The sequence below is a fragment of the Nitrospira calida genome, assembly GCF_976986435.1.
On record NZ_OZ335950.1, the window covers coordinates 1,035,657 to 1,060,447 of the forward strand.

The 24,791-nt window shown below is 62.2% G+C and carries 24 protein-coding genes; 5 read left to right on the forward strand and 19 right to left on the reverse strand.

Features of this window, described 5'->3' with window-relative positions; genetic code table 11:
• The first annotated feature begins 10 nt into the window (after positions 1-10).
• From ACWHTU_RS05170 to ACWHTU_RS05190, 5 genes are all read left to right on the forward strand, one after another.
• Positions 11-1,723 (forward strand): 4Fe-4S dicluster domain-containing protein, encoded by a 1,713-nt coding sequence (locus ACWHTU_RS05170; protein ID WP_447862196.1) that lies wholly within the window; start codon positions 11-13, stop codon positions 1,721-1,723.
• 67 nt (positions 1,724-1,790) lie between these two features.
• Positions 1,791-2,594 carry an electron transfer flavoprotein subunit beta/FixA family protein gene (locus ACWHTU_RS05175; protein WP_447862198.1) on the forward strand — a complete coding sequence of 268 codons (804 nt, stop codon included), beginning with the start codon at positions 1,791-1,793 and terminating at the stop codon, positions 2,592-2,594.
• Between the two features lie 32 nt (positions 2,595-2,626).
• Positions 2,627-3,625 (forward strand): electron transfer flavoprotein subunit alpha/FixB family protein, encoded by a 999-nt coding sequence (locus tag ACWHTU_RS05180; protein WP_447862200.1) that lies wholly within the window; start codon positions 2,627-2,629, stop codon positions 3,623-3,625.
• 345 nt (positions 3,626-3,970) lie between these two features.
• The gene (locus tag ACWHTU_RS05185) at positions 3,971-4,552 is read left to right on the forward strand and encodes a putative 2OG-Fe(II) oxygenase (RefSeq protein WP_447862201.1); all 582 of its coding nucleotides are present in this window, start codon (positions 3,971-3,973) and stop codon (positions 4,550-4,552) included.
• A gap of 731 nt (positions 4,553-5,283) precedes the next feature.
• The gene (locus ACWHTU_RS05190) at positions 5,284-6,060 is read left to right on the forward strand and encodes a helix-turn-helix domain-containing protein (protein ID WP_447860287.1); all 777 of its coding nucleotides are present in this window, start codon (positions 5,284-5,286) and stop codon (positions 6,058-6,060) included.
• Positions 6,061-6,719: 659 nt separating this feature from the next.
• Here the strand turns inward: ACWHTU_RS05190 and ACWHTU_RS05195 are convergent.
• The 19 genes from ACWHTU_RS05195 to ACWHTU_RS05285 form a co-directional block, all read right to left on the reverse strand.
• Positions 6,720-7,874: an acyl-CoA dehydrogenase family protein gene (locus ACWHTU_RS05195; RefSeq protein WP_447862203.1), complete on the reverse strand. Its 1,155-nt coding sequence runs from the start codon at positions 7,872-7,874 to the stop codon at positions 6,720-6,722.
• A 61-nt stretch (positions 7,875-7,935) separates the two neighbouring features.
• Complete coding sequence (locus ACWHTU_RS05200; RefSeq protein WP_447862204.1) at positions 7,936-8,577, reverse strand: V-type ATP synthase subunit D; 642 nt, start codon at positions 8,575-8,577, stop codon at positions 7,936-7,938.
• A 43-nt stretch (positions 8,578-8,620) separates the two neighbouring features.
• Entirely contained in the window at positions 8,621-10,012 is a 1,392-nt protein-coding gene (locus ACWHTU_RS05205) for a V-type ATP synthase subunit B (RefSeq protein WP_447862205.1), read from the reverse strand.
• Positions 10,013-10,083: 71 nt separating this feature from the next.
• The gene (locus ACWHTU_RS05210; protein WP_447862207.1) at positions 10,084-11,817 is read right to left on the reverse strand and encodes a V-type ATP synthase subunit A; all 1,734 of its coding nucleotides are present in this window, start codon (positions 11,815-11,817) and stop codon (positions 10,084-10,086) included.
• On the reverse strand, positions 11,814-12,143 hold the full coding sequence (locus ACWHTU_RS05215) for a V-type ATP synthase subunit F (RefSeq protein ID WP_447862209.1): 330 nt from the start codon (positions 12,141-12,143) through the stop codon (positions 11,814-11,816). The genes ACWHTU_RS05210 and ACWHTU_RS05215 overlap by 4 nt, the downstream gene beginning before the upstream one ends.
• A 36-nt stretch (positions 12,144-12,179) precedes the next feature.
• Complete coding sequence (locus tag ACWHTU_RS05220; protein ID WP_447862211.1) at positions 12,180-13,247, reverse strand: V-type ATPase subunit; 1,068 nt, start codon at positions 13,245-13,247, stop codon at positions 12,180-12,182.
• Positions 13,248-13,299: 52 nt separating this feature from the next.
• Positions 13,300-13,893 (reverse strand): V-type ATP synthase subunit E, encoded by a 594-nt coding sequence (locus ACWHTU_RS05225; RefSeq protein WP_447862213.1) that lies wholly within the window; start codon positions 13,891-13,893, stop codon positions 13,300-13,302.
• A gap of 64 nt (positions 13,894-13,957) precedes the next feature.
• Positions 13,958-14,179, reverse strand: coding sequence for an ATPase (locus ACWHTU_RS05230; RefSeq protein WP_447862214.1), 222 nt, complete (start codon positions 14,177-14,179; stop codon positions 13,958-13,960).
• 90 nt (positions 14,180-14,269) lie between these two features.
• The gene (locus tag ACWHTU_RS05235; protein WP_447862216.1) at positions 14,270-16,195 is read right to left on the reverse strand and encodes a V-type ATP synthase subunit I; all 1,926 of its coding nucleotides are present in this window, start codon (positions 16,193-16,195) and stop codon (positions 14,270-14,272) included.
• Positions 16,196-16,216: 21 nt separating this feature from the next.
• Positions 16,217-16,564: a V-type ATPase subunit subunit G family protein gene (locus ACWHTU_RS05240; protein WP_447862218.1), complete on the reverse strand. Its 348-nt coding sequence runs from the start codon at positions 16,562-16,564 to the stop codon at positions 16,217-16,219.
• 35 nt (positions 16,565-16,599) lie between these two features.
• Positions 16,600-17,466 carry a 2-oxoacid:ferredoxin oxidoreductase subunit beta gene (locus tag ACWHTU_RS05245; RefSeq protein ID WP_447862220.1) on the reverse strand — a complete coding sequence of 289 codons (867 nt, stop codon included), beginning with the start codon at positions 17,464-17,466 and terminating at the stop codon, positions 16,600-16,602.
• Between the two features lie 31 nt (positions 17,467-17,497).
• A complete protein-coding gene (locus tag ACWHTU_RS05250; protein WP_447862221.1) occupies positions 17,498-19,273 on the reverse strand; it encodes a 2-oxoacid:acceptor oxidoreductase subunit alpha in 1,776 nt (591 codons plus the stop codon).
• Positions 19,274-19,535: 262 nt separating this feature from the next.
• A complete protein-coding gene (locus tag ACWHTU_RS05255) occupies positions 19,536-21,161 on the reverse strand; it encodes a trypsin-like peptidase domain-containing protein (protein ID WP_447862222.1) in 1,626 nt (541 codons plus the stop codon).
• Positions 21,154-22,200, reverse strand: a complete 1,047-nt coding sequence (locus tag ACWHTU_RS05260; RefSeq protein WP_447862224.1) for an AIR synthase-related protein — start codon at positions 22,198-22,200, stop codon at positions 21,154-21,156. Before ACWHTU_RS05260 ends, ACWHTU_RS05255 begins: the two co-directional genes overlap by 8 nt.
• A gap of 69 nt (positions 22,201-22,269) precedes the next feature.
• Positions 22,270-22,479 carry a hypothetical protein gene (locus tag ACWHTU_RS05265; RefSeq protein ID WP_447862225.1) on the reverse strand — a complete coding sequence of 70 codons (210 nt, stop codon included), beginning with the start codon at positions 22,477-22,479 and terminating at the stop codon, positions 22,270-22,272.
• 89 nt (positions 22,480-22,568) lie between these two features.
• Positions 22,569-23,054 (reverse strand): aminoacyl-tRNA deacylase, encoded by a 486-nt coding sequence (locus tag ACWHTU_RS05270; protein ID WP_447862227.1) that lies wholly within the window; start codon positions 23,052-23,054, stop codon positions 22,569-22,571.
• Positions 23,055-23,078: 24 nt separating this feature from the next.
• Positions 23,079-23,498 carry a CBS domain-containing protein gene (locus ACWHTU_RS05275; protein WP_447862228.1) on the reverse strand — a complete coding sequence of 140 codons (420 nt, stop codon included), beginning with the start codon at positions 23,496-23,498 and terminating at the stop codon, positions 23,079-23,081.
• 358 nt (positions 23,499-23,856) lie between these two features.
• On the reverse strand, positions 23,857-24,408 hold the full coding sequence (locus ACWHTU_RS05280) for a transposase (protein WP_447862230.1): 552 nt from the start codon (positions 24,406-24,408) through the stop codon (positions 23,857-23,859).
• Between the two features lie 3 nt (positions 24,409-24,411).
• On the reverse strand, positions 24,412-24,732 hold the full coding sequence (locus ACWHTU_RS05285; protein WP_447862231.1) for an IS110 family transposase: 321 nt from the start codon (positions 24,730-24,732) through the stop codon (positions 24,412-24,414).
• Positions 24,733-24,791: the final 59 nt, after the last annotated feature.

A 24,791-nucleotide genomic window follows, 5' to 3' on the forward strand; every position in this document is an offset into this window, starting at 1 on the left:
GAAAGAGTTTGTGGGTGAAGATCCTCGCCAGACCCTCGAAGTGGATGTGCTTTTCGTCGGAGGGGGACCAGCCAATCTTGCTGGGGCGTTGCGCTTGACGCAGCTCGTCGCTCGGCATAACGAGCAGGTTTCCACAGGAGAAAGGCCGGGCCGGATGCTTGAGCCGCGAATCGCGCTGATCGAGAAGGGGCGCGATGTGGGCGCCCATGCTCTGTCGGGCGCCATATTCGATCCGGTCGCGCTGGAGGAATTGCTGCCTGATTATCAGGATCGTGGGTTTCCCTTCGTACAGCCACTCATCCGCCACGATTTCCGCTATCTCACAACGGAAAGCAGTATCCGGATCCCGGATTGTCTGCTGCCTTGGGCTCGCCGGCACGGCCGCTGTTACCTCGGGTCCCTTCAAAAGCTGAACCTGTGGCTGGGCGAGCAGGTGGAAGCGGCGGGGGTGTCGGTCTTCACCGAGACCTGCGGGGTCGATATCCTCTACGACGGCGCCCGCGTGTGCGGAGTGCACACGGGCGACAAAGGACTGGAAGCGGGCGGTGGGAAAAAACCCAACTTTGAACCGGGTACCGCGATTCACGCCAAGCTGACGGTCTTCGGCGAAGGCCCGTATGGAACGCTGAGCGAAGACCTCATTCATCGGTTCAACCTGCGCGACGGCTGCTCTCCTCAATCCTATGCGCTGGGCGTGAAGGAGTTGATCCGGGTCGGGCGAACCGGGGCGCCGGGGGTGGCCATTCACACGATCGGCTATCCGCTCGGCCCGCGTGTCTTCGGCGGCGGGTTCTGCTACGGCCTCGATGACCATCACTTCGCGGTGGGTATGGTCTGCGGGCTGGATTGGGACGATCCGCAACTGGATGTCCAGGCCCAGCTCCAGCGGCTCAAGAAGCATCCTGACATTCAGCGGTTCATCAAGGGCGGAACGGTTGTGGCGTACGGAGCCAAGACGCTGCCGGAAGGAGGCTATTTCGCCGTGCCACGCCTCGTCGTGGATGGGGCGATGCTTGTCGGGGATTCGGCCGGGTTCGTCAACGTGCCCGCCGGGAAAGGCATCCACTACGCGATGAAGAGCGGGATGCTGGCGGCGGAAACGATTTATGAAGCCTTGGTGGAAGAGGATACTTCTGCCGCCCGGCTTGCGGTATATGAAACGCGAGTGGCCGACTCCTATATCATGCGCGATCTATACCGAGGGCGGCACTTTCGGCAGGCATTCGCCTACGGGCGCCTTCCCGGCCTCTTGCTCGGCGAGCTCACCGCGTGGACCGGATGGGGGCCGCGGAAGCCCCGCCGCGCTCGATGCGATTTTCAAACGCTCCGTTCCCTCGGCGAAGCACGGAGCAAACGGTGGACACGCGAGCCGGCGCAATACGATGCTGGCGTGATGGTCGACAAGCTCACCGACCTGTCTTATTCCGGAACACAACACCGGGAAGATCAGCCCTCCCATATTCGAATCCTTGACCCAGTGCGATGTGTGAACCACTGCATTCCTCGCTTCGGCGACGCGCCTTGCATCCACTTTTGTCCCGCTAACGTCTATGAACTGATCGGTGAAGGCCAGAGCCGCCGAATTCAGATCAACTTTGCGAACTGTCTCCACTGCAAGACCTGTGTCATCAAGGACCCGATCGATGTGCTGGCCACAGACCATATTCAAAATATCAGTTGGCGGGCGCCGGCCGAAGGCGGACCGCGGTATCAGGGGCTGTAGCAAGACCGCACACGTTATCCGTAATTCATTTTCCGTGAACGGGTAACGGAGAACGGACAACGGAGCCATGAAACTCATCGTCTGCGTCAAACAGGTTCCGGCGACCGAATCCATGCTCGCCGTCAGGCCGGACGGCACGGATATCGAGCGGTCAGGTCTGACCTTCATTGTGAATCCGTATGACGAGTTTGCCGTGGAGGAAGCGCTGCGGATCAGAGAACGGATCGGAACCGGCGAGGTCACGGTCGTGACGCTACGGTCCCATGCGGCGCAGAAGCCGGAAGCGGCCTTGCGGACCTGCCTAGCAATGGGCGCCGACAGGGCGGTGCTGCTGAGCGATCCGGCGTTCGAAGACGGAGACAGTTTCACGACCGCGCTCGCGTTGGCCGCCGCGCTGCGCCGACTTTCGTTCGATCTCCTCTTGTTCGGCAAACAGGCGGTGGATGATGACGAAGGCGCGGTCGGCGTTCAGGTCGCCGAACTCCTGGGTATTCCTCACGTCGCTGTGGTGAACAGGCTGGAGGTGGACGCGAAGGCCCGAAACCTCGTGGCCCATCGGCAGATCGAAGGGGGTATCGAGGTGGTGGAAGCGCCGCTGCCGGTGCTCGTCACCTGCCAGAAGGGACTCAATGAACCGCGTTACCCCTCGCTCCCCGGCATCATGAAGGCGAAGCAGAAGCCGCTGGAAGTCTTGGCCTGCCACACGCTCGGGTTGGCTCCCGATACGCTCGGCGCGGCGGGCGCCAAGCTCAGGGTCGTCCGTTTGGAACTTCCGCCGCCGCGCCCGCCCGGCCGGCTGATTCCCGGCGACGCGGAGACTCAGGCTAAAGAACTCGTGCGGCTGCTCCATGAAAAAGAGAAACTCATTTAGTAGAGAACATTCGTCGAACCAGACAGATCCAGATGAACCCCATCCTGGTTTTCTGTGAACAGCGAGATGGTCATCTCAAAAAAGCGGGACTGGAGGCCTTGGGCGAAGGCTGCCGTCTCGCCGGGAAAGGCGGAAGAGAGGTCATTGCCGTTCTCATCGGGTCTTCAGTCGATTCGCTCGCCGCCGATCTGGCGGCTCACGGCGCGTCCCGCATCCTGCTCATGGAGGATGAGGTCCTCGACCACTACTCTCCCGAACTCTACACATCCGGGCTGGCTGAAGCGGCCACGCGCGTTCGGCCGGTCGCCGTGCTCATGGGCGCGACCGCGATGGGCAAGGACCTGGCTGCCAAACTGGCAGCCAGGCTTGAGAGCGCCCTCCTGCAGGACTGCGTGGCCCTAGAAATCGAGCCGAACGGCACGTTGGTCGGGACGAGGCTTCTCTATGGCGGGAAACTGAGAGCGATCGTAAGGGCGACGCATCCGATTTCCCAAGTGGCGACGCTCCGCCCGAATGTGTTCTCGCCGTTGGAACCGCGGGCCGTGTCCGGTGTTCCCGTCGAACGACTCAGCGTGAGACTCGATCGAACTCGTCCAATGACTAGGGTCCGCGAGGTGCGTGGGGCGGCGGAGGACAAACGGGAATTGACCGAGGCGCCGATCATTGTCGCCGGCGGACGCGGGCTCCGAGGGCCGGAGCACTTCAAGCTGCTTGAGGAACTGGCGAAAGCGCTGGGCGCGGCGGTCGGGGCGTCGCGTGCCGCCGTCGATGCGGGCTGGAAGCCGCATGCCTCTCAGGTCGGCCTCACGGGCAAGACCGTTTCGCCCCAACTCTATATCGCCTGTGGCATTTCCGGGGCGATTCAACACCAGGCCGGCATGTCGTCGGCCCGCGTGATCGTGGCGATCAACAACAACCCCAACGCGCCGATCTTCAATCTGGCCACCTACGGCATCGTCGGCGACCTGTTCGAGGTCGTGCCCTTGCTGACGGAGGAGGTGAAAAGGCTCAAACAAGAAGACCGCAAGTAGCAAGTAGCGAGCAGCGAGTAGCCGATCACTCCCTTTGGGCGAGGGAACGGTACCTCGGGCATGTGCTGACTCGAGCAGGCAAGGGCAATAACAGGCGCCGAGCAACGGGAGCGGGTTGACAGTGTCGGCCGGCTCCATTTATATGGAAATCGACCGAGGCCGGTCCTGTACGCGGGAATGCATCATGCGGCCGATGGCCCGGTCACCCACCTGTTCAATCCTGTCGTTCGTTCTCGCATTTCCCAGAATGGGTTTCCCTGATTTGGAACCGGGCTCGACCTGATGAGGCGAGGCCGCCGTGCAATCGACCGAGAGCACGGCTCTCAGACCACGAAAGGCAATCCGATGGAACAGGAACTGGAAATCGATGTGCGACCGCTTTTTTGCACACCGCTGGTTGCGTTTATGGTGCCGGGATACGAGCAGATCAATGCCCAGCTTCGTCAAGCAATCCTGGAACGCGAGGCGACAACGCCACCCTACTCGGATCACGAAGTGATCGGCTGGTCGTCGCCGCATGATCTCTCGATGTTGGAGTGGGGCGGGCCGTCGCTCAAGGATCTCTTCGGCGCGGTCGTCCAGGTGGCCAAGCAATTGACCGAATTCGGCGAGCAGGATCCGCGGCTGAAGGGACAGCGCCCGGATTGGCAGGTCGCGGAAATGTGGGCCAATGTGCAGCGCCAGGGAGGCCGGAACGACTGGCATCCGCATCCCGGCGCGTTCTGGTCCGGCTGCTACTACGTCGATGCGGGAGAAGTGGCGGCAGAGGGCAACGCCGGCGGCGAGCTGCAATTACAGGATCCTCGCGGGTGTGTGCCGAAGATGGTGCATCCATACTTGCGCTATAGCATGCCCGAGCTGCACGATGCTGGCCGCACGATTTCGATCGCGCCCAAGAGCGGCCAGTGCCTCATGTTTCCGGGCTAGCTTTACCATGCCGCGGCGACCTATCGCGGAACCGCTCCGCGCATCGGTGTAGCGTTCAACTTGGAACCGATTCTGCCGCGGTAAGGCAAAAAGATTGCGGTACGAAGGGGGGCGGAGTCTTTGCGTGCATCCCTATCGCCCTTGTGATGGGTCACACGGGGAACGTCTTCTGAGCGGGCAAGTGTATGTATCTTAATTGCAAAAGATTCCCGCAATTGCAAAAGATTCCCGACCCCTTTTTCAGCTTCTCGAAGCTGGCGCAGAGGAGGCAAGGCTCCAGAGAGGAACTGGCGGGCAAGAAAAGTAGAATGTCCCTATTTCCAGGCCCCTGACCTCACCGCCGGCCTCTGCCCCCTCCTCCACCAAACCCGCGTGTTGGGCATATCGTTGACTGTCCGCCATAGTTGCCCCTCGCCCCTTGCGGGCCAAGATGAGGGTGAACCCGCTGCCAGGGGACTGGCTCCACCGTCTGCTCCTCGATGGAACTCGGGGTCCTGAGCCGGTCGAAGGACGGCGGTGCCTGTCCCTGTTACCGCACTTGCGTTTTCGATGAAAAGGTTTTGTCTTCAGCGGAACGATGGCTACAGTTCACCTGTCAGGTGCGTGGGTTGAGAAGCTTGTCTCTGATCGGGAAACGCCGTCATGCGCCGAATCAGACGCCGGCACGATAGTCAATGGTTCGACAGACCACGAGCTGTTGCCGCTTCCAATCAATCGTAATAGAGGAGCAAATGGGAAAACGGTTTAGTACACGTCTGAAGGGCGCACGAGAAAAAGCAGGCCTTTCCCAGGCCGAACTCGGCGAAAGGTTTCATGTATCGCAGGCTGCAGTACATACATGGGAAAGCGGCTCCTCGGAGCCCCGGGGCGACACGTATGACAAAGTACTTGAATGGATCGAACATTCTGAAAATGGCCAGAGGCCCCCAAGGAAGGCCACTGCTCGAACAAAGGAAGACATTCCTAGGGGGCACGAGACAAGTGGCTTCGGAGAGTGGTTGCTAAATGAGAGGCAGTCACGAGGCCTTTCCCACGCCAAGCTCACAGATAAGGCTGGCCTAAGCTCCCAAGCAGTGTACACCATCGAGATGGGCATCGTCCGAAGCCCCTGGAAAAAGACCCGCGAGCGTCTTGTCGAAGCGCTAGGGTCCGTCCCACTCCCACGCGAAGTTGCTCAAGAAATTAAGGAAGAAAGCGAGGTTCAGGGACTCGGAGAGTTCAGCGATTTTTCACCGTGGGATGATTCGATGATTCCTGAGGAGCCCTGTGTGTACGTCTACTATGACCGAACCGAGCGCCCCATCTATGTTGGCCAAACCAAGAACCTCAGGCGCCGGAACAAGCAGCATCAGACACAAGACAAATGGTTCTTTCGACGACTCCTCGAACGCGGCGGCTATTTTCGCGTGGACGACGATACACAAAGAACCCAACTGGAGAAGGTTCTGATCAAGTTTCTCGGGCGGAATAGCCTTTTCAATGAACAAGGTGCCCGGAAGGACGAATGATCCACTGGGGCAACAAAGCTACCCAACAGAATCGAGAATAATGTACCGATCAAGGCGATTATCAGGAGTCTTTTCCGGTTCTGACAGATCGGAAACCTCGCGAATGAGGCAGATCGCTCACGGAGATGGAGGAGCGCCGTGGAAGTCGTGTTCTTAGACAGCCGAGACTTATGGTATGCAAAAGTGCTATTGCCCGTGTTCAAGCATGAACACTGCAAAGAGGTTGAGCGCATAGACGGGAAACGAGCCACATGGCGAATAAATGGAGAAAGAATTCCCCCGCCCCACGATTTCCTTGGACACTCATTTGGGGCATACTGCCCCCTCATTGATGGAGGGGTCCATGGCGAAGTCGAAAGCGGAGCGGAGAAAACAAAGGGGTCTGACCTCTTAATTTCGGGGATGAATAAGGGGTCCGACCCCTTTTTAGACCCCCCGACCCCTTTTTAGATCCCCTGGAAACCTATGTAGCCCACTTGATGGTGAGTCTAAAAGGAAATCCGACACGTATCAAGAGACCTCACCGCTAAGCGGTTCGAGAGCGACTGCGAATCGCGACGTCTATCCGGCGATCAGCCCGCAGGACACCCGGTCACTCGCCCGAGGTGTGAGGCGGGCTGTGCCATGCGGACTCCATCCGAGAGCCGGCCGCTCCCTCTTCATGTAAACGCTCGTATCCCCAACAGGTGCGAGCCGATGATGAGCTTCTGAATTTGCGACGTGCCTTCGTAGATCGTGGCGACCTTAGCGTCGCGATAATAGCGTGCAACCGGCGTCTCCTCCGAATACCCGTACCCGCCGAAGATCTGCACCGCATCGGTCGCGGCGCGCACCGCCGCCTCGGACGCGAAATACTTGGCGATGGAGGTCTCGATGGTGTTGGGGAGCCCGCAGTTCTTGAGATGGCCGGCTCGATACACCAGCAGGCGTGCGGCATCCAGGTCCACCTTCATGCGGGCGATCATGTCCTGCACCAACTGGAAACTCCCGATCGGCTTGCCGAACTGCTTGCGCGTTTTGGCGTACTCGGTGCAGGCGTCGAGGCAACCTTGGATAATGCCGACGCAACCGGCGGCGACGCTGTAGCGGCCGTTGTCCAATGCTGACATGGCGACCTTGAAGCCTTGGCCGACCGCTCCCAGCAGAGTCGCCTCCGGCACCTCGCAATGCTCGAAGAGCAGCTCCCCCGTATCCGATGCCCGCAGCCCTAGCTTGTCCGTAATGGCCCGCGTCGAGAAACCGGGCGCGCCCTTTTCGATGAGAAACGCGGCGATGCCGTCATGGCCTTTTGACGGATCGGTTTGGGCAAAGACCAGGGCGAGATCCGCAACGGTGGCGTTCGAGATCCACGTTTTCGTTCCGTTGAGTACCCAGCGATCGCCCCGTTTGACCGCGACCGTCTCCATGCTCGCTGGGTCGCTCCCCGCATTAGGCTCGGTGAGGCCGAAGCACCCGAGCAAGCGACCGGCGCAGAGTTGCGGCAGATAGCGCTGTTTCTGCTCTTCGCTCCCCCATTTCAGGAGACTGAGCGCGACCAACGAGACCTGTACCGACAATGTCGTACGCAGCGAGGAGTCCACCCGTCCGATCTCCTCGGTGATGATCGCATGGCTGATCATGTCCAAGCCGGCGCCGCCGTAGTCTTTGGGAATCGGGCCGCCGAGCAAGCTCAGGTTGGCCATCTTGTCGATGAGTTCACGAGGAAACCGGCAGGTTCGGTCCCGCTCTGCGGCGCCGGGAGCAATTTCCTCGTCCGCAAAGCGCTGCACCATCTCGCGAACCATCTTCTGCTCATCCGTCAGATCGAAGTTCACGGCACGCCTCCAGCGTGAGCTGATAGCCAACGGCTAACAGCCGGCAGCTCTCATCGTTGAACTAGTTGCTACCCGCTGTTCGCTCTCCGCTCACCGCTTTGAACCGTTTCATCCGAAAGAGATCCTCCCGCTCACGTTCTTCGAGCGTCTGTCGAATCTCGCGCACCTGTCGCTTGAGCGACGGCATGACGATCTCCTCGAGCGCGTTGATCCGCCGGGTCACCTTCTTGATCTCAGCCCCCAGTTTTTTGAGGCGCAGTTCCACCGACACGCTGCGCAGGATCACATCGAGCACGGTTTCGAACCGGCGGGCCGTCTCGTCAATGTAAGCCGACACCCCCGAGAGCGCATACCCGCGGGCATCGGCGGGCCTCGCGACCGGCGCGTAATGGAGATCTGGGAATCGCACACCCCAGACGTTTCGCTCGGTGAGGTCGATCAACATGTTCCGCTGCGCGGCAAACCCGGCGGACCGGAGCGCCGCGCGTCCTTCCATGCCGAGCGCCACCGCCAGCGAGGAGCGGCCCTGCGCCATCGCGGCCTCGAGCTCGCCGCGGCGTTCCGCCACCCGGCCGACCGCGGTGAAAAATTCGCGCACGAGGGCCTCGCGTTTGCTCCGCAACAGCGCCAACCCCCGCTCCGCCGCTTCGATCTGGCGCTTGAGCAGGAGCAGATTCATGCGCGTGCGGCCGAGGGGTTCCATCGTCTGTCGTCTCTCGAACGGGATGCGCTTCGCGAGCGAGGCGTCACGGCCCGTAATACCGCTCGATCAACTCCGGCTTCACCCGGGTCAGGTACGCTTTCGGGAGATAGCGGAGAAACGTCCAGCCAAGGTCCAATGTCTCCTCGATGTCACGGTCGCGATCGCCCTGGTTGACGAACTTCTGCTCGAAATCCTGAGCGAGTTTCAAGAGACGGCGGTCCGACTCGGTGAGGCCATCCTCGCCCACAATGGCGGCCAGACGCCGCACGTCTCGTCCTTGCGCGTAGAGGGCGTAGAGTTGATCGGCCACCGTGCGATGATCTTCGCGGGTTTTTCCCGATCCGATCCCGAGGTTCATGAGCCGCGAGAGGCTGGGAAGCACATCCACTGGAGGATAAATCCCGCGTCGGTGCAACTCTCGCGACAGCACGATCTGGCCTTCGGTGATGTAGCCGGTAAGGTCGGGGATCGGGTGCGTGATGTCGTCGTCCGGCATCGTCACGATCGGTAACTGAGTGATCGATCCAGCCTGGCCCTTGATCCGGCCGGCTCGTTCAAAAATCGAGGCCAGATCGGAGTACATATAGCCGGGGTAGCCGCGCCGGCCCGGTATCTCTTCCCGGGCGGTGGCGATCTGTCGCAGCGCCTCACAGTAAGCGGCCATGTCGGTCAAGATAACTAGCACATGACGGCCCAAGGTGAAGGCCAGATACTCGGCGGCGGTTAGGGCAAACCGGGGGGTGAGCAGCCGTTCGATGGCGGGATCGTCAGCCATGTTCAGGAACACGACGGTGTGTTCCATGACCCCTCCGCGCTCGAATTCTTGGAGGAAGAAGGACGCTTCACGGAATGTCACTCCCATGGCAGCAAAGACAATAGCGAAGGGACCAGCCTCGGCCTCCATCCCCTCTCGTACCCTAGCTTGGCGCACGATCTGAGCAGCCAGTTCCTTGGCCGGGAGGCCGGCTCCTGAGAAGATGGGGAGCTTCTGCCCGCGGACCAGCGTATTGAGCCCATCGATCGTCGAAATCCCGGTTTGGATGAAGTGCGCGGGCTTGTCGCGCGCGACCGGGTTGATGGGACGCCCGATGATCTCCGCACGGGTGTCGGGGATCACCGGCGGGAGGCTGTCGATCGGCTGTGCCACCCCGTTGAACCGTCGTCCCAGCAGATCCGGGGAAAGGTCCATCATCGCCGCCGATTCCGTGAGCCGCACCCTGGTTCCGGCTGCTCCGAGGCCGGTGGTGTCTTCGAGCACCTGAATCACGGCGTGCTGTTCCGAGAGTTCGATCACCTGTCCGCGCCTGATGTCGCCGTTGGGCAGCAGAATGTCGACCAGTTCGCCGAACGAAGCCGCTTTGGCGCGTTCGAGGAACAAGAGGGGGCCGGCGATACCGCCGACGGTTTCGTATTCGCGGGTGATCAGATCCTCCATGTTTTCTCGCTCCTCGTATCTCGTGAAGCGTAGCTCGTAGAAAAATGGTCCAGTTCCCCGCGGGCTACGCTTCACATTCGAAGTTCCTGTTCCATCTTCTCGATCAGGGTTTGAGCCTGCCGGACGCAGGCGTCGGCCGGGATCTCCTTGAGCCGCGCCAGTTCTGCGCGGAACGGCGAACTCACCAGTTGGTCGATCGGGCGGCCTTGCTTGAGGACCTCCCGGCCGTAGGCCAGAAACGTGAGCAGCGCTTTGAGCATCCAGTATTGTTTCTCCAGCGGGCAGGCGGCGTCGATCTCCGAATAGGCGTTCTGCCGGAGATATTCTTCGCGGACGAGGCGACTCGTCTCAATGACCAGGCGTTCCTGGTCTTGGAGCGCGTCGATGCCGACAAGCTGGACGATCTCCTGCAGCTCTTCTTCTTTCTGGAGCAGCGCGGCGAGGTCGGCCCTGAGCTGCGGCCAATCCGGCGCCACTTCCTTCCGGAACCAGGGGTCGAGAGAAGCAGGGTAGAGCGAGAAGCTGCGCTTCCAATTGATGGCGGGAAAGTGACGGCGGTGGGCGAGCGTCGAATCCAGCGCCCACAAGGCTCCGGCCACTTGCATGGAGCTTTGGGTCACGGGCTCCGAATAATCGCCGCCGGGAGGGGAAATGGCCGACACGATGGTGACCGAGCCCTGCCGGTTGGGGTCTCCCAGACAGCGGACCCGGCCGCCGCGCTCATAGAAGCCGGCCAGTTTGGTGGAGAGGTAGGTAGGGTAGCCTTCCTCGCCCGGCATCTCTTCCAGCCGCGCCGAGATTTCGCGCGTGGCTTCGGCCCAGCGCGAAGTGCTGTCGGCCATCACGGCCACGGCGTAGCCCATGTCGCGGTAATACTCGGCCAGGGTAATGCCCGTGTAAATCGAGGTCTCGCGAGCCGCGACCGGCATGTTGGATGTGTTGATGATGAGGATCGTCCGTTGCATGAGCGGTAAGCCGGTGACCGGATCCGTCAGATGCGGAAAGTCGGCGAGGACTTCGGTCATTTCGTTGCCCCGCTCTCCGCATCCGATGTAGACGATGATGTCGGCTCGGGCGTATTTGGCCAACGTCTGTTCGACCACCGTCTTGCCCGTGCCGAACCCGCCGGGCACGATCACGGTCCCGCCCAATGCGACCGGAAAGAGCATGTCAAAGACGCGTTGCCCGGTGATGAGCGGCACGATCGGAGGGAGTCGTTCAGCCTGCGGGCGGGGCGTTCTCACCGGCCAACGTTGCAGCATCGTGAGCGGGCGGTCGCCGTCCAGCAGCGCGATGGTGTCGGTGACGGTGAAGGTCCCTTCTCGGATCTCGCGGATGACGCCGGACACGCCGGGCGGGACAAGCACGCGGTGCTGGATGTGTTCCGTCTCCTGTACCGTTCCGATACAGACTCCGCCGGTGACCGGGGTCCCAGGCTGGACCGCCGGGGTAAAGGTCCACCGCCGGTTCCGAGACACAGCCGGAAGCGTGACTCCTCGGGTGATCCAGGCGCCCTGTTCGGCCGCGATCACCTCCAGCGGACGCTGCACCCCGTCGAACGTCGAGCTCAGCAGCCCGGGTCCCAATTCCGCGAGCAAAGGTTCGCCGGCATCCTCGACTTCCTCGCCGAGCGTCAGCCCGGTTGTCTCCTCGTACACCTGGATTGTGGCTTCGTCCCGGCGGATGCGGATCACTTCTCCGAGCAAGCTCATGCGGCCGACCGCGACGCGGTTGAAAAGGCGCGTGGTCGCCATCCCTCGCGCGGTCACCGTGGGGCCGGAGATTTTGACGATGATGCCGCTCATCGCTTAATTTTCAACTGGTACCCGATCGCTCGACGCACGAGGCGAGCCAGATATTCTTCCCGCCGTTCGGCTGCCGGAATAGTCCGCGCCACCGGAATCGCAAAGAACACCGGCGTGAGGCTTTCCTCCAGCGTGGTCACGGCGGATTCCGGAAGGGTGGACACAAAATCCTCGTTGTAGATCACGATCCCCGTTTCTCTCGCCCGCAGCAGCGCGAAGAGCCGTTCGCCCGCTTTGACCGGGTCGACCTCCTCGTGCACTTCCACACCCGCCAGGCGGAAGCCCAACGCGGTATCGGGATCGGTGATGACTCTCAGCCGAGCCATAGTCCTCGTGGTGCGTGATGCGCGACGCCTGACCGGTCACATGATCAGCCACTCCTCGATCGTTTCCCTGCCCATGGCCAGAGCCTTGCCGCGCATGATCATCCGCAGGTTCTTGACTTCGTTGATCTTCCGTTCGACGTACAGGAGAGCCAGGCCGATGCCGAGCGGCTCCGGTCGCGCAAGGCCGTACGCCTGGCGGAGCATCCAGTGATCCAGCCGCCGTTCGATGAGCGGAAGAGAGAGAGGTTCGGCGGCGCCAATGTCGCCCGGGAGCCATGCAAACGGGCCGTCAGTCAAGAGGGCGAGCCCGTGCCGAAGATCGCGGGCGCCGACCAGGGTTTCATAGTGGGATCTCGTGAACCGGCCGCCCGCGTCGATGAAATGATGCACGGCTTCAAGGGGGGAGAGGGGACTTCGTTCCGCCAGAAAACGAAGCGCGGTCGAGAGGTTCATGCGATCCGCCATCAGACGCACGTATTTCCGCGCGACGGCGTCGTTGTCGTCCCCGTTAGTCGTCACCTTCAAGGCGTGGGCGAAGACGAAACGGTCCAGCTCGAATTCCACCGCCTGCAGGGATTCGGTTTCGCCGAGTCGCATGAGGCCTTGGCGGAGCGGGCGCGCCAGCGGGAAGCGCCACGTCGCCAACGTGTCGGCGACGGCCTCGAGCGTCGGGGCTCTGGACAGTTCGGCCAATGTGATCTCGTCGAGGCTTCCCGCAGGAAACGTGGCGGCGAGCACCTCTTCAATCGGGGCGGCGGCCCGTTTTCCTCTCACGACGGTCTTTACATTGTAGGCATCCCAGCGCATAAGGAGCGCCTCCAGCAATTCCCGTATGCGGTCTGACACTAGGCGTCGCAGCTTCGACAACGTCCCGGCGAGGTCCCATCTCAATGCCTCGTCGAGGCGAAGGGACGGAGCCAGGCGAGGGCCGGTCTCCAGCGCTTCGACCACCCGCTCCAGCGCTTCCCGATAAGGGGAGTCCTTCAGATTCTCCATGACGTCATCCGGTGTGTCTTGCGCAAGCAAGCCATCATACCGCTCATGGGTTAACAGCCGGCCCTGCATGGCTCTTAGCCGAGCGTGGAGGTACGCGTAGTCGTCCATCTTCAATGAGCGAATCGCGAGCAGCGATCAGCGGGTCGCTTTAGGCGGCCGGCTACGCACTGTTCGCTGTTAGCTGCTTAAACAGCAACCGGTTCAGCTCGATGAGGAGCTGCGGCCTTGCCTTGGCGAGCCGCGTCGCCAGACTCGTTCGGAGCATGATGCCGTCCGCGACGACTTCGGCGCCCAGGAGCAGCTCGTCGTCCGACCGTTCTTCGACCGCGAGGTTCCGACTTTTCAAGTACGGCACCAAGTGCGGTCGTTCCCGTGGATCGATGATCACGGTGAGCGGTCCCGGCGGCGCCGCATCCAGCAGTTCGTCGAGCAGTCCTCGCAAGACTCGCGCTCGTTCATGGCCGGTCAGCGCCATGGCCATCTCCGTCGTTCGCTTCCAGATCGCCTCGAGGACCTCATGCTTGGCTTGCAAGAGCAAGCGGCGCCGGTCGATCGACGCCCGGCTCAAGGCCTCTGCGCATTGGGCGGCCAATTCCTCGCGCACTCGCCGGTCGGCCTCGCGTTCCAAGGCGGCGGCGTCCGCGGCTGCCTGGGCCATCAGCCGGTCCGCCTCCGCCCGGGCCTTGCTCAAGATTTCTTTGCGCTTGGCCTCCCCCTCCGCCAGCAATGCGGCAATGAGCGTGTCGTAAGCCATGAGTCCACTCTCTGTACTCCGCTTCCCGCTGCTCGTGTGCGGACCGCGGATCGCGGGAGGCTGGTTACTTCAGCGTGAACAAAATCAAAATCGCCACCGTAAAGCCAAAGATCACCAGGGTTTCAGGAATCACCAAGAGAATCAGGACGGTCCCCAATGACTCTGGTTTCTCCAGAATGGCGCCCACGGCCGCTGCGCCGATTTTGGCCTGGGCGAACCCGGTAGCGAGCGCGGCTAGCCCAATAGCCAAGCCGGCTCCGATGGCGATCAGTCCGAGGTCGGTCATCTTGTCTCCTCCTGTGAGAGCGAATAGCGAACAGCCAAGAGCGAGCAGCGGAACTCGTTTTTCTGTGAGGAAGCTCTCAGCGATTCGCTGTCAGCCGCTCGCTCCATGTTTGAACGGTGTATAGGGTCTGCCGCCCGGCGCAAAAAAGTTCTCGAAAAACTCCACGTAATGGAGCCGGAGCGACTGAATCGTCGGGGACAGCACGCCGAACACCAGGTTGATCGTGTGCAGGGTCATGCCGATCACGATCGCCAGCAAGACGTTGCCTGCCATGCCGCCGAGGGTGTTGGCCGCAAAGGCCAACGCGGCCGAGGCGATCCCGATGCCCATGAGACGCAAATAGGAGAGCACGTTCACCAGATTGTGTAACTCCAAGGCCCCTCGCGCTCCTCCGTACACCAGTACTATCGTCAGCGACACCGCGAGACCGGCCAAGGCTGCCTTGGCCCACGGACGCGGGAGCAGGCCGGAAAGGCTGCCGATCAGAAGGACGAAACTCAAGACCAATCCCAAGCCGCCACTCTTTGCGAGACACTCATGCCGGTGTCCTTCGCGCCAGGCCCCGAAAGCCCCCAGCAGAATGCCAAGACAGATGTGCCCGGCTCCGATGCCAATCGAGAGATACAGCAGCGGAATGAACGCCTCCATGCGGTTGAGCATCGGATGCAACCCGAAGTATTCGCCAAGTTCGCCGAACAGCTCTCCGAATAGAAACCCGAACAGCATGGCCGCCACCGAGGCGACCGCAAGGACAAACGTCAGGTCATGGACCATCGGGTGCTGGCCGTACCGACGGCGGACCACTGTCACAGCGATCAGGATGAGCAGCCCGTAGCCTATGTCGCCCAGGATCATTCCGTAGAAGAGCGGGAAAAAGACCGCCAGATAGGGGGTGGGATCGATGCTCCCATAGCGCGGCAGCCCGATCAGTCGCGTGAAGGATTCGAACGGTTGAAGCCAGCGAGGATTCGTGAGCACCACCGGGACCGCCGCCCATTCGGCCCTCTGGATTGGACACTCTTCGAGCACCACCTCCCCGCCGAAAGCCTGCTCGATCCTGTCGCGCAAGGCGCCGAGCGCCCGCGACGGGACCCAGCCGTAGATGATGGTCGCCAACTCGGTTTGATAAAAGGACGCCGCGGCCTCGATCTGCCGAAGGCGTTGAGCGACCGCATCGCGGTACCGGAGCAGATCCTGTCGCCAGGTCCGAGCCACGGCGGTGAGTTGCTCGCGGTAACGCGCGGCACGAAGGGGCAGATCCGTCTTCTTCTTAAGGAGGACGCGCAAAGCCTGTGCCAACGGCTTCTCCGAGACCGAGGCCGGCAGGCGCAGTTCAGTGATTCCTTCCTCCCACAGAAGACTGCGGATCCGGGCGGCGTGGGCTTTCGGGAAGACCAGCAGAACTGCGAGGGTCCGCTCGTCCAGCCGGCTGTGGAACAGCTCGTACCGGTTGTCCGTCACCTTGGCCATCATCTCGTGCAGCAGCGGAAGTACCCGCTCACGCCTTTCTTCTTCCTCAATCGTCACCCCAAGGTGATCGATCTCGTCGCTTTCTTTGATCAACCGGAGGAAGGGCGTCAGCACTTCAATTGCGCGCTCGTATTTCGACAGCAAGGCCAACTCGTCCTCGCACAGCTTCAGGTGGTTCGTCAGATAGTCCACTCGGCTGCCGATCTGGCGGACGAGGTAGGCGATCCGCTTCCAGTCCCCTTCCTGATTCCTCCCCCTTGACGGGGGAGGCAAGGGTGAGGGTGACAACGTGCGGTCAGCGGTTAACGGGGCATGGACTTCCGGTAGGAGCACCAACAGCCGGCACAGTTCTTCGTACAGGCGCTCCAACTCAGTTTGGAGTTGGCGCGTCGTCGCGTCGATGACTTGAGGACGCAAGGGAATCTGTACCGCTTCGGCGGGCGCCGATTCGATATGCAGCACACCAGCATCCTGGAGAAGCGCGGTGACGCGCTCCACGAGCGTTCGTGGAGCGACCAGCCGCACTTTGGCCATGGGTTCGATCATGATCCAGCGGATCGCTCGGAGCTATTCGCCCTCCGTCATCGGCAAAATGCGCCGCAGCACCAGCCCGGCGGCCTCGTCCAGCCGGCTCAAGGCCCTGGCTTTCAGCTCATTGGCCTCGATCTGGGCCTTGAGCACGAGTCGTTCACCTTCCCGCTCCACCTCGCTTGCGGCTTCCTCCCGGAGGCGTTGAAGCTTCTCGTCGAGGCTCCGGCGTTTCTCCGCGAGCAGCGCTTCAGCCTGGCTTTTACCGCGCTCCACGATGACCGCCGCTTCCTGCTCCGCCGCGCGGACCATCCGCTCTACCTTCCGCTCGGCGGCCTGGATGGCTTTGAGAATCGCTGGAGCTTGCGGCACCGGCTCATCAGGCATGTGGTTCATTTCCTGCCAGTCGATCGCGTGCCGACTCAGCCTCTTGGTCGGCCACGCGAAAGCCCGGCGACGATTGCGTCCAACCCCGTGGGCCCAGCGGGGCGAGCCCTCGCGACCGGAACTTTCGCCGTCCACTCGTCCCAATAGGTCGGCCGGCCCTCCTGATAGATCAGGCCTAGTGTTCGTCCACCGTCGATGAACACGCGGTGCAAGGCGTCCAGCCGATCGTGCGCGGGCGAAATGTCTTCCGTCCGGGTCCGTTCCTTCCAATAGGCTAGGTCCTCCGGTCGAAAGGTGACGCAGGGGGACAACACGTCAATGACCGAAAAGCCGCGATGCCGGATCCCTTCAGCCATCAGCGCCGCCAAGTGTTTAGCCTCCCAGCTTGCACCGCGCGCGACAAAGGTGGCGCCGGCCGCCAGGGCGAGCAGGAGCGGGTGCACGGGCGGCTCGATGGAGCCATAGGGCGTTGTGCTGGTCCGATCGCCGTACGGCGTGGTCGGCGAGACTTGGCCCTTGGTCATGCCATAGACCTGATTGTTCATGATGATACAGGTGAGATCCAGGTTACGCCGCGCCGCATGGAGGAAGTGATTGCCGCCGATGCCGTAGGCGTCGCCGTCCCCCATCGTGACGAGAACGGTCAGGTCCGGTCGGGCCAGCTTGATCCCGGTCGCCAAAGGGATGGCCCGGCCGTGGATGCTGTGAAATCCATAACTGTGAATGTACCCCGGCATCCGACTCGAACACCCAATCCCCGACACGACCACTAGCGCTTCGTGCGGGATCTTCAACGCCGCCAGTGCTTGGCACAAGGCGGCGAGGACTCCGTAGTCACCGCAGCCGGGGCACCAGACGGGGCGAAGATCCGATTGATACGATTTGGCGTCGGATGAAGTCATCAGTTGTCGTGAAGATCTTGAGTTTCTTGTGTCATTGCAGCGATCTTATTCCGCTGCCGGCCTCCAGCTCCGCCAGCACCTCTGCGGTTCGAAACGGAAGGCCGCCCGCGCGGGCGATAGGGACCACCTGGGGAGGGAGGTCGTACCAGGCGCGCAGGTAGCGATAGAACTGGCCGAGCGAGGACAACTCGATCACGTACAGGGTGTGGAGCGTCTTGAGCAGTGGGTTCAGCAGATCGGGCTGTGGAGGAAACAGTAAGTGGGGGATCAGTCCTGTCACCGTCAAGCCCCGTTCCTGCGCCGCGTGGGCGGCTTCGCGGACGACTCCGCCGGTCGATCCCCAGCCGATCAGGCCCACTTGGGCGTCGGGATCGCCACAGCGTTCGATCCAGCCGGCGGCGGTTGCCAGAAGAGCAAGTTTCTTCGCGCGGCGCTCAGCTTGCTTGCGATGCATCTGAGGCGAGGTATCGGGATGGCTGCATTCGTCGTGTTCGAGTCCGTCGGCCGTGTACTCCGTTCCGGGCGTGCCCGGCCACGGAATGGGCGCGACCGGCTCCGCGATTGGCGTGCCGAAGCGCCGGTACCGACCGGCTTCGGGTGCACGAGCCAGAAGGCGCTGCTCGACCTCGATCGAGTCGAGCGGGAGGGGATCCACAATGGCGGTTTGGCCGCCTAAGAGCTGATCGCTGAGCAGAATTACCGGGACCTGATACCGCTCTGCCAGGTTGAAGGCCTTCACGGTCAATTCGATACAGCCCTGAATCGAAGACGGAGCGAGGACGATCCGGGGATTATCGCCGTGGCTCGAAGCCAGGGCAGCCCAGAGATCGCTCTGCTCGGTGCGAGTCGGGATTCCTGTGCTGGGACCGCCGCGCTGCACGTCGACGACTACCACCGGAATCTCCGCCATCACCGCCAGGCCTAACCCTTCGGCCATGAGCGAGAAGCCCGGGCCCGAAGTGCCGGTCATAGCTTTCTTGCCGGCGAAAGACGCGCCGATCGCCATGGCCACCGCCGCCAGCTCATCCTCCGCCTGGACCACGATCCCCCCTTGGCGGGGGAGGTGTTCGCTTAGCTCCTCCATGATGTCCGTCGCCGGGGTGATCGGATATCCGGCGTAGAACTCACAACCCGCCCGCAGGCTGCCGATCACGATGCCCTGATTACCAGTGATGATCCAACGCGGAAGCGCCTCTTTCTTCGAGTTCGAGGCGAGAGGCCATAGCGGCTGCGCCCAGGTCTCTTCTGCCCATCGCCAGCCGGCCTGAAGCAATCCTACCTGGGTCGACAGCGACTCGTTTTCCGGCGTGACCCCTTCGAACCGTTCCGTCATCGCGGCGAGAGCAGCGGACTCGTCGAGACCCAACAGAAAAGCGACCATGCCGAGGACGAGGACATTGAGATGCCCTTTCCCTGCGCCTGCCCGGCCGGCCAGATCTTTCCATTTCATCGGCAGACACCGAGATGCGCGGGATGACAAGGCGTCCGGTGGATTCCCTTGGGTCTCTTCGAACAGGACCCAGGCTCCGGTGCGGAGGTTCAACTCTTCCAGGAACCGCTCCACATTGCGCCAGTCAAACGCGACCAGGAGATCGATGTCATCCGCTTGCTTCTGAAAAGGGGTCGAGCCGAGCCGGACAAAGCAGGCACTCTCTCCGCCGCGGATTTGAGGACCGAAGCTTTTGGTTAAGACGCCGTAGAGTCCGCAAGCGGCCGCGGTCGAGAGCAGCAGCTCGCCGGCCGTCATGACGCCGGTACCGCCGCTCCCCGCAAAAGCCACTGCGATCTCGGCGTGTTGTCGCTTCACGATCGTTCTTTCACCTCACCGCCGCTCCGGCTCAGTGACCAACTCAGAGAAGCCGAACGGCGATCCTCTGCTGTTCAGAATGCACAGCGAATGCCTGGCTTGCCGACAATCGACGGGTCTTTCTAATCGGTGAAACCAGAAACAGTTTGGCGGGCGCGGGGCCTGAGTCTGCACCAGCAGCGGCGATCGAATGGGGAGATTCGGGCCAGCACAGGTCCGGCCATTGTTGCGAAACGCCTCAGCTTGCGCCGGGCACTCAACGTTAGGAGTGAGGCGGAAGGAGTTCGATCACCACGTCCACCGGGACGCCGAAGCCGATTGCGCCGAACCGGGTCATAATGGCCGAATGGACCGCAATGATTTCTCCATGGCTGTTAAACACCGGACTCCCGCTGCCACCGGATGTGGTCTGCGCGTCGTAGATGATGCGGTTCGGGACGACGTCGCTGATATGACCTTGGGTGGCGAGGGGGCGGATGGCGGCCTGATTGGCGACCTCCTGCACGAGCTTCTGCAGGCTGTGATCTGCTCCTTTGAGGAGCGCAACCGCTTGTCTGTCTTCGATTCTGGCGAGGACGCCTTCGATGCCCGCTGGGTAGCCCAGCACGACGACGGCTTCACCGGGCGTCCCTTGCGGCGGAGGTCGTCGGATCGGGATTGGAGCGATTCCCTCCGGAATGGGCGAGAGTCGCCCGATCGCTACATCGCCTCGATCGGAGAGACGGACCAGGGAGACGTCAGAGGGTTCGGATCGTCCCGGGAAGTAGGCACGCAACGCCACCAGCTTGGGTTCAAGGCCGGCCTTGATCATGTCGGCCGTTGCGCGCGGATCCATCGTCCAGGGTTCGGTAATATGCCGGTTCGTCACCACCAACCCCGTAGAGTCCGCGAGAAACCCGGTGCCGGTGTATTCCATGAGGACGGAAGGAGGCTCCGGCGACCCCTTTCGGACGAATCCGTAGGCGATGTAGAGAAAACACACCGACGGCCCGTACTGCCTGATCAGCACTTCCGCCCGTGTTCGCTCGGTCTCCAGGATCTTAAGCCGTTGGGCCAACGCTTGGATCTCTTGCTGCGGAGCGCCCTTTTGCCGTTGCTCTTCCAACAGCGCTAGGAGGCGGTTCGTCTCGGCTTCGTGGGCGGCCAAGGTCTCGGCCAAGCGTCGCCGCTCTTCGTTGGTCCGCTTGATCAGTTCGGTCTCGGAGAGGCGGGATTGCTGCAATTCTTTGAGCAGCACGTCGATCTGGCGTTGATGGGCCTGTTGGATTGTGTAGGTGTAGTAGACGAAACCGGCGACGACTCCGATAAGCACGACGAGCAAGCCGAGTACGGCCAATTGTGTCCAGAGCGGGGCGTTCTGGCGCAGTTCGTAGGCGAGTTGCCGCATGAACACCCCGACGGCGGCGCGTCTATCGAATCGTCCTTGCCCGGCGACATCCCGCGCATCGGCAAGCATTTCCCGGAGCTTCTTGCAGCGGGTGTATTCTGCGGAGCGGATGCGGAACCGCAGGGTCGGTCCCTTGGGACCAAGCTGAATGAGGTCGCGGTCCGTCAGCGCCACGTCGTCGACCGGCCGGTCGTTGACCAGCGTGCGGGATGCCGGTTCGAGATTCCGCAGCCGGACTCGACACTCCGACTGGTACAGTTCGGCTTGCAATGGGGCGACCGGAAAATCGCCGTCAGCAGAAAATGCGAGATCGGCCCGCGGGTCGCTTCCAAGAAGAAGGTGGGGCTGGTCGAAATATTGAGTGTGCCCTCGTCGTGGGCCCGAGAGGTGGACCAGCGCAAAGGTCATGCGCGTCGGTTGCGACGACACGCTCTCCGACGGGTCGGGAGCATCTCCCGTGCAGAGGAGATCGGCAGCGCCTTGCGCGTCGGGTTCAGGCATGGGGTTTCACTCTGGCTATCGAGGCGGGTGACGCTTCGATCACGCGAAGGATTTCATCCACGGCAAAGCGCGGGAACGGGCGTATCCGCCCGTCGCGCGTCACCAGGCGGACTCCTTTCCGGGCGGGGACGACCGTGCCGATTCGAGCGGCTGTGATCCTATCGCGCGCCAAACGCCGGATGATGGCGGGCGCGTGTGTCGGATCGGCGCACAGGAGGAGCGCGCCGGAGGCAATAGCGCCCAGCGGATGCACGCCGAAGTCTTCGCACAGCCGCCGGCCCTCCGGCAGGATTGGAATCGCCTGTTCTTCGATATGCAGGCCCACCTGTGCGGCCTCGGCCAGTTCATAGAGCGCGGCGCTCAGGCCTCCCTCGGTGGGATCATGCATCGCGTGCACACCGCCGGCCGCGAGCGCAAGCTGGGCGTCCCGCACGACGCTCACGCCGGGATTCTTGAAATAGCGGCGGCAGCGTGCGACAAAACGAGTCGGATACCGACGGCGCAATTCGTCATGTCGTTCACGCGCCAGAATCGACACCGCTTCGATGGGGATGCCTTTGGTCAGCAGCACCGCGTCACCTACACGCGCGCCGGCCGCGGTGACAAGCCGGTTCTTCGGACATTCCCCCAACAGACATCCGACCACCACCGGCCGGGTCACGGCGTCCGTGATTTCCGTATGCCCTCCGCACAACGTGACATGGAGTTCCCGGCAGGCCCGGCTGATCTCGGAAAACAACCGCGAGACCGCCACAGAGTTCGTGCGTTGCGGCGGCAGCAGCAAGGTCGCCAGAAACCAGCGCGGCACAGCGCCCATCGCTGCCACGTCGTTGGCATTGACGGCCAGGGCGTAGGCGCCGATCTCTTCCGTGACGAACGTGATCGGGTCGGTGGTCGCAACAATGTACTGGTCTCCGACGTCGAGGGCGGCGGCATCGAGCCCGAGTCCCGGGCCGACGGCGAGACGGGAATCAGTGCCGTTAGCATAGCGGGCCAGGAGTGTCCGCAGCAGGGCCGACGGCAGCTTGCCGATCGGCAACCTGCGGCCTCTATGCAATCCGATCGAGCGACGCAGACTACGGTCCCGCACTGGGTTGACGCGTTGGGCTTATCGAGACAGCGGCCCGCCCCCTTCTTTGACGATCTTCCGCTTCTGGGACACCGCCTCCGCCTGCACCACGTTCTTGCAATGGTCGCAGATCCAGTGCCCGTACAACAGGGTCGGTCCCGCCAGTCCGCAGAGGAGGCAATGGCTCGGCTTTTCCACTCGCGGGCTCTCCTCTGTGGTCGGTTTAGGTGTGTCTTCTGGCTTCGCCATATCGTCCCCTCTTTTTAAAGATTGGCTGAGAGTGCTCTGCCAAGCTCGCTGCCCAACCGGTCACTCTTGACGCGCGAGACCCGTCCTGCCTAACTTGCGATCTTCGCCGGTGCCTGGTGAAACTCCGCAACCGTGGGGCGGACCAAATTGGCGAAGTCCTGGTACCGGAGCTTCACCGCGCCGAAGTGAGTGCCGGCCTGGAAGACAATCTCTTCGTCTTCGGTGAGCGACCGGTCGACATACACCGGGATGTTATACAAATTGCCGAACGGCGGCATCGTCCTGATTTCACAGTCGGGGAACAATCCCTTGAATTCGTCCTCGGTAGCCAAGCGCACAGCATGCGCCCCCAGCGCCGCTTTGAGGCGATCGAAATCGATTCTCCAGTGCGACGGAAGCACGGTCATCACGAACCGTTCGTCGGCTCTGACGATGACGACCTTGGCCAGCATCTTTCCCGACACGTGCAATGCATGCGCGACCTCGGGCGCGGTATAGGCTTCCTGATGGCCCAGAACTTCATAGCGAACGTGATGACCGTCTAGAAACTCTTTCAGCCGGGGTAGGATTGTCATGACAACCTCCCTTCTGCAGTAGGGTTACGGCCAGTAATGGGCCAGCGCCTTGACGTATCCGAACACGATATCCCGTCGCGCCACGATCCCCACCAGCTTGTCGCCGTTCACGACCGGCACCCAGATCAAGAACCGGTCTTGCAGCAGTTGAATCAGGTTCTTGACCGGCATATCTTCCGGGACGGTCACGACCATGGAGGTCATGATCTCAGCCGCCGTGACCTGCCGCAGATCCCGGTCCTCATCCATGACCCGCAAGAGGTCAAACTCGCTTACCAGGCCCACCAGGGTCCGATCTTCCTCGACCACCGGGACGCTCCCGAAGTTCCGCTCGCTCAAAATCTCGGCGATGGCCAGCCCCGTCGTCTGGGGACTCACGGCCACGACCGCGTCTTCCATGAGTTGCCGGACGGTCAGCGTCTTAGGATCGCAGGCCCTCGCCATGTATGCCGCCCCCCCCTCATAACGCCTCCCATGAATAGGGTCTCTGTCAACAGTCAACACGAGGCCTGCGGAAATATATAGATGGACCGTTAACCTCCCATGCGGGCTCGGTCGCCCAACCTTCCGGTTCAAAGACAGCCGCCCAATCTCCCAAACGAGGTGCGTGCCTCAAGGCACATGCGGGCTCATTGTCCTTGCCTGTCCATCAGGGCGAGGCAACCTAGCCCGATCCTCACGCGCACGAGCGGCCTTACGCGGGCTGCAACTTCCTCGGATCATAGGCCCGCCCGGATTTCAACACGTCATAAGCCGTGGTCAGTAACCGCGCCAGCGCCACGACCGCGATCTTTCTGCCCCGTCACCGGGCAATACGGGCGAAGAACTGTTGCAACGGCTTGGCCCCGTGACTCTTCATGCGGACCACCGTATGCGCACACTGCAACACGACGCGCCGGACCTCGCCACTCTGATAAATGGTGGGGGCCAGCGCGCCATCGTTGGCCACGGCTTTCTGGTCGTCAAACCGCTGGGCGTCATCCAGCGCACTCAGCAGCACCCGCGCCGAGAGCGGGCCAATGGCCGGGATGCTCTCCAGCAGAGGACAGCGGGAATCCTGGATCGCCTGCACCCGCATGGTGAGCCGCTGCTCCGCCGCCGCCAGCGCGTCGATGCTGGTCATGAACGTCTCAATGATCAGCCGCAGCGGGGCGCTCACCGACAGCCGCTCCAGTTTCGCGGCCCAGGTCGGCCCGGCCAAGAACTTCTCCGGCAGGCGATGGTCTTCTTGCTGCACGTAGCCGCGAATCGTATTGATCAACGCCACCCGCTTGCGCTGAAGCTGCTGGCGGGCACGCACCAGCTCCCGCAGTTCGCGCGTTCGTCCCTCGACCACATGGACCGCGCGCGGCAAGAGTCACGCCCGCGCCAGCTCCGCCAATTTCTTCGCATCCACCCGATCCGTCTTGCCCCGACTCTCGGTGATCCACTTCACCTCGTTCGGATGCACCACATGCACCTGGACCTCCGTCAGCTTCTTCAAGGTCTCCGCGATCCACTTCATTTGATTCCCTGCCTCGAAGACCACCAGCTTGGCGCCGACCCCGATCTGCTGCATGAGGGCCCGCAGGCCGGCCCGCGTCGCCTGACCGCTCCCCTCAAACGCACGCTGCTTGCGCTCCGTCAGCGCGTAGGCCACCAGGCTCTTGCCACTGACATCCAATCCCACGTACAGCATGTCTTGCCCCCTTTCGTTGGTGGTTCCAACCCTGACAGTCGGCCCATCAGGCCTCGACT

Coding starts and splice junctions, on each gene's coding strand:
- ACWHTU_RS05175 (WP_447862198.1), top strand. CDS start 1,791: ATGAAACTCATCGTCTGCGTCAAACAGGTTCCGGCGACCGAATCCATG.
- ACWHTU_RS05180 (WP_447862200.1), top strand. CDS start 2,627: ATGAACCCCATCCTGGTTTTCTGTGAACAGCGAGATGGTCATCTCAAA.
- ACWHTU_RS05185 (WP_447862201.1), top strand. CDS start 3,971: ATGGAACAGGAACTGGAAATCGATGTGCGACCGCTTTTTTGCACACCG.
- ACWHTU_RS05190 (WP_447860287.1), top strand. CDS start 5,284: ATGGGAAAACGGTTTAGTACACGTCTGAAGGGCGCACGAGAAAAAGCA.
- ACWHTU_RS05200 (WP_447862204.1), bottom strand. CDS start 8,577: ATGGAACCCCTCGGCCGCACGCGCATGAATCTGCTCCTGCTCAAGCGC.
- ACWHTU_RS05205 (WP_447862205.1), bottom strand. CDS start 10,012: ATGGAGGATCTGATCACCCGCGAATACGAAACCGTCGGCGGTATCGCC.
- ACWHTU_RS05210 (WP_447862207.1), bottom strand. CDS start 11,817: ATGAGCGGCATCATCGTCAAAATCTCCGGCCCCACGGTGACCGCGCGA.
- ACWHTU_RS05215 (WP_447862209.1), bottom strand. CDS start 12,143: ATGGCTCGGCTGAGAGTCATCACCGATCCCGATACCGCGTTGGGCTTC.
- ACWHTU_RS05220 (WP_447862211.1), bottom strand. CDS start 13,247: ATGGACGACTACGCGTACCTCCACGCTCGGCTAAGAGCCATGCAGGGC.
- ACWHTU_RS05225 (WP_447862213.1), bottom strand. CDS start 13,893: ATGGCTTACGACACGCTCATTGCCGCATTGCTGGCGGAGGGGGAGGCC.
- ACWHTU_RS05230 (WP_447862214.1), bottom strand. CDS start 14,179: ATGACCGACCTCGGACTGATCGCCATCGGAGCCGGCTTGGCTATTGGG.
- ACWHTU_RS05235 (WP_447862216.1), bottom strand. CDS start 16,195: ATGATCGAACCCATGGCCAAAGTGCGGCTGGTCGCTCCACGAACGCTC.
- ACWHTU_RS05240 (WP_447862218.1), bottom strand. CDS start 16,564: ATGCCTGATGAGCCGGTGCCGCAAGCTCCAGCGATTCTCAAAGCCATC.
- ACWHTU_RS05245 (WP_447862220.1), bottom strand. CDS start 17,466: ATGACTTCATCCGACGCCAAATCGTATCAATCGGATCTTCGCCCCGTC.
- ACWHTU_RS05255 (WP_447862222.1), bottom strand. CDS start 21,161: ATGCCTGAACCCGACGCGCAAGGCGCTGCCGATCTCCTCTGCACGGGA.
- ACWHTU_RS05265 (WP_447862225.1), bottom strand. CDS start 22,479: ATGGCGAAGCCAGAAGACACACCTAAACCGACCACAGAGGAGAGCCCG.
- ACWHTU_RS05270 (WP_447862227.1), bottom strand. CDS start 23,054: ATGACAATCCTACCCCGGCTGAAAGAGTTTCTAGACGGTCATCACGTT.
- ACWHTU_RS05275 (WP_447862228.1), bottom strand. CDS start 23,498: ATGGCGAGGGCCTGCGATCCTAAGACGCTGACCGTCCGGCAACTCATG.
- ACWHTU_RS05285 (WP_447862231.1), bottom strand. CDS start 24,732: ATGCTGTACGTGGGATTGGATGTCAGTGGCAAGAGCCTGGTGGCCTAC.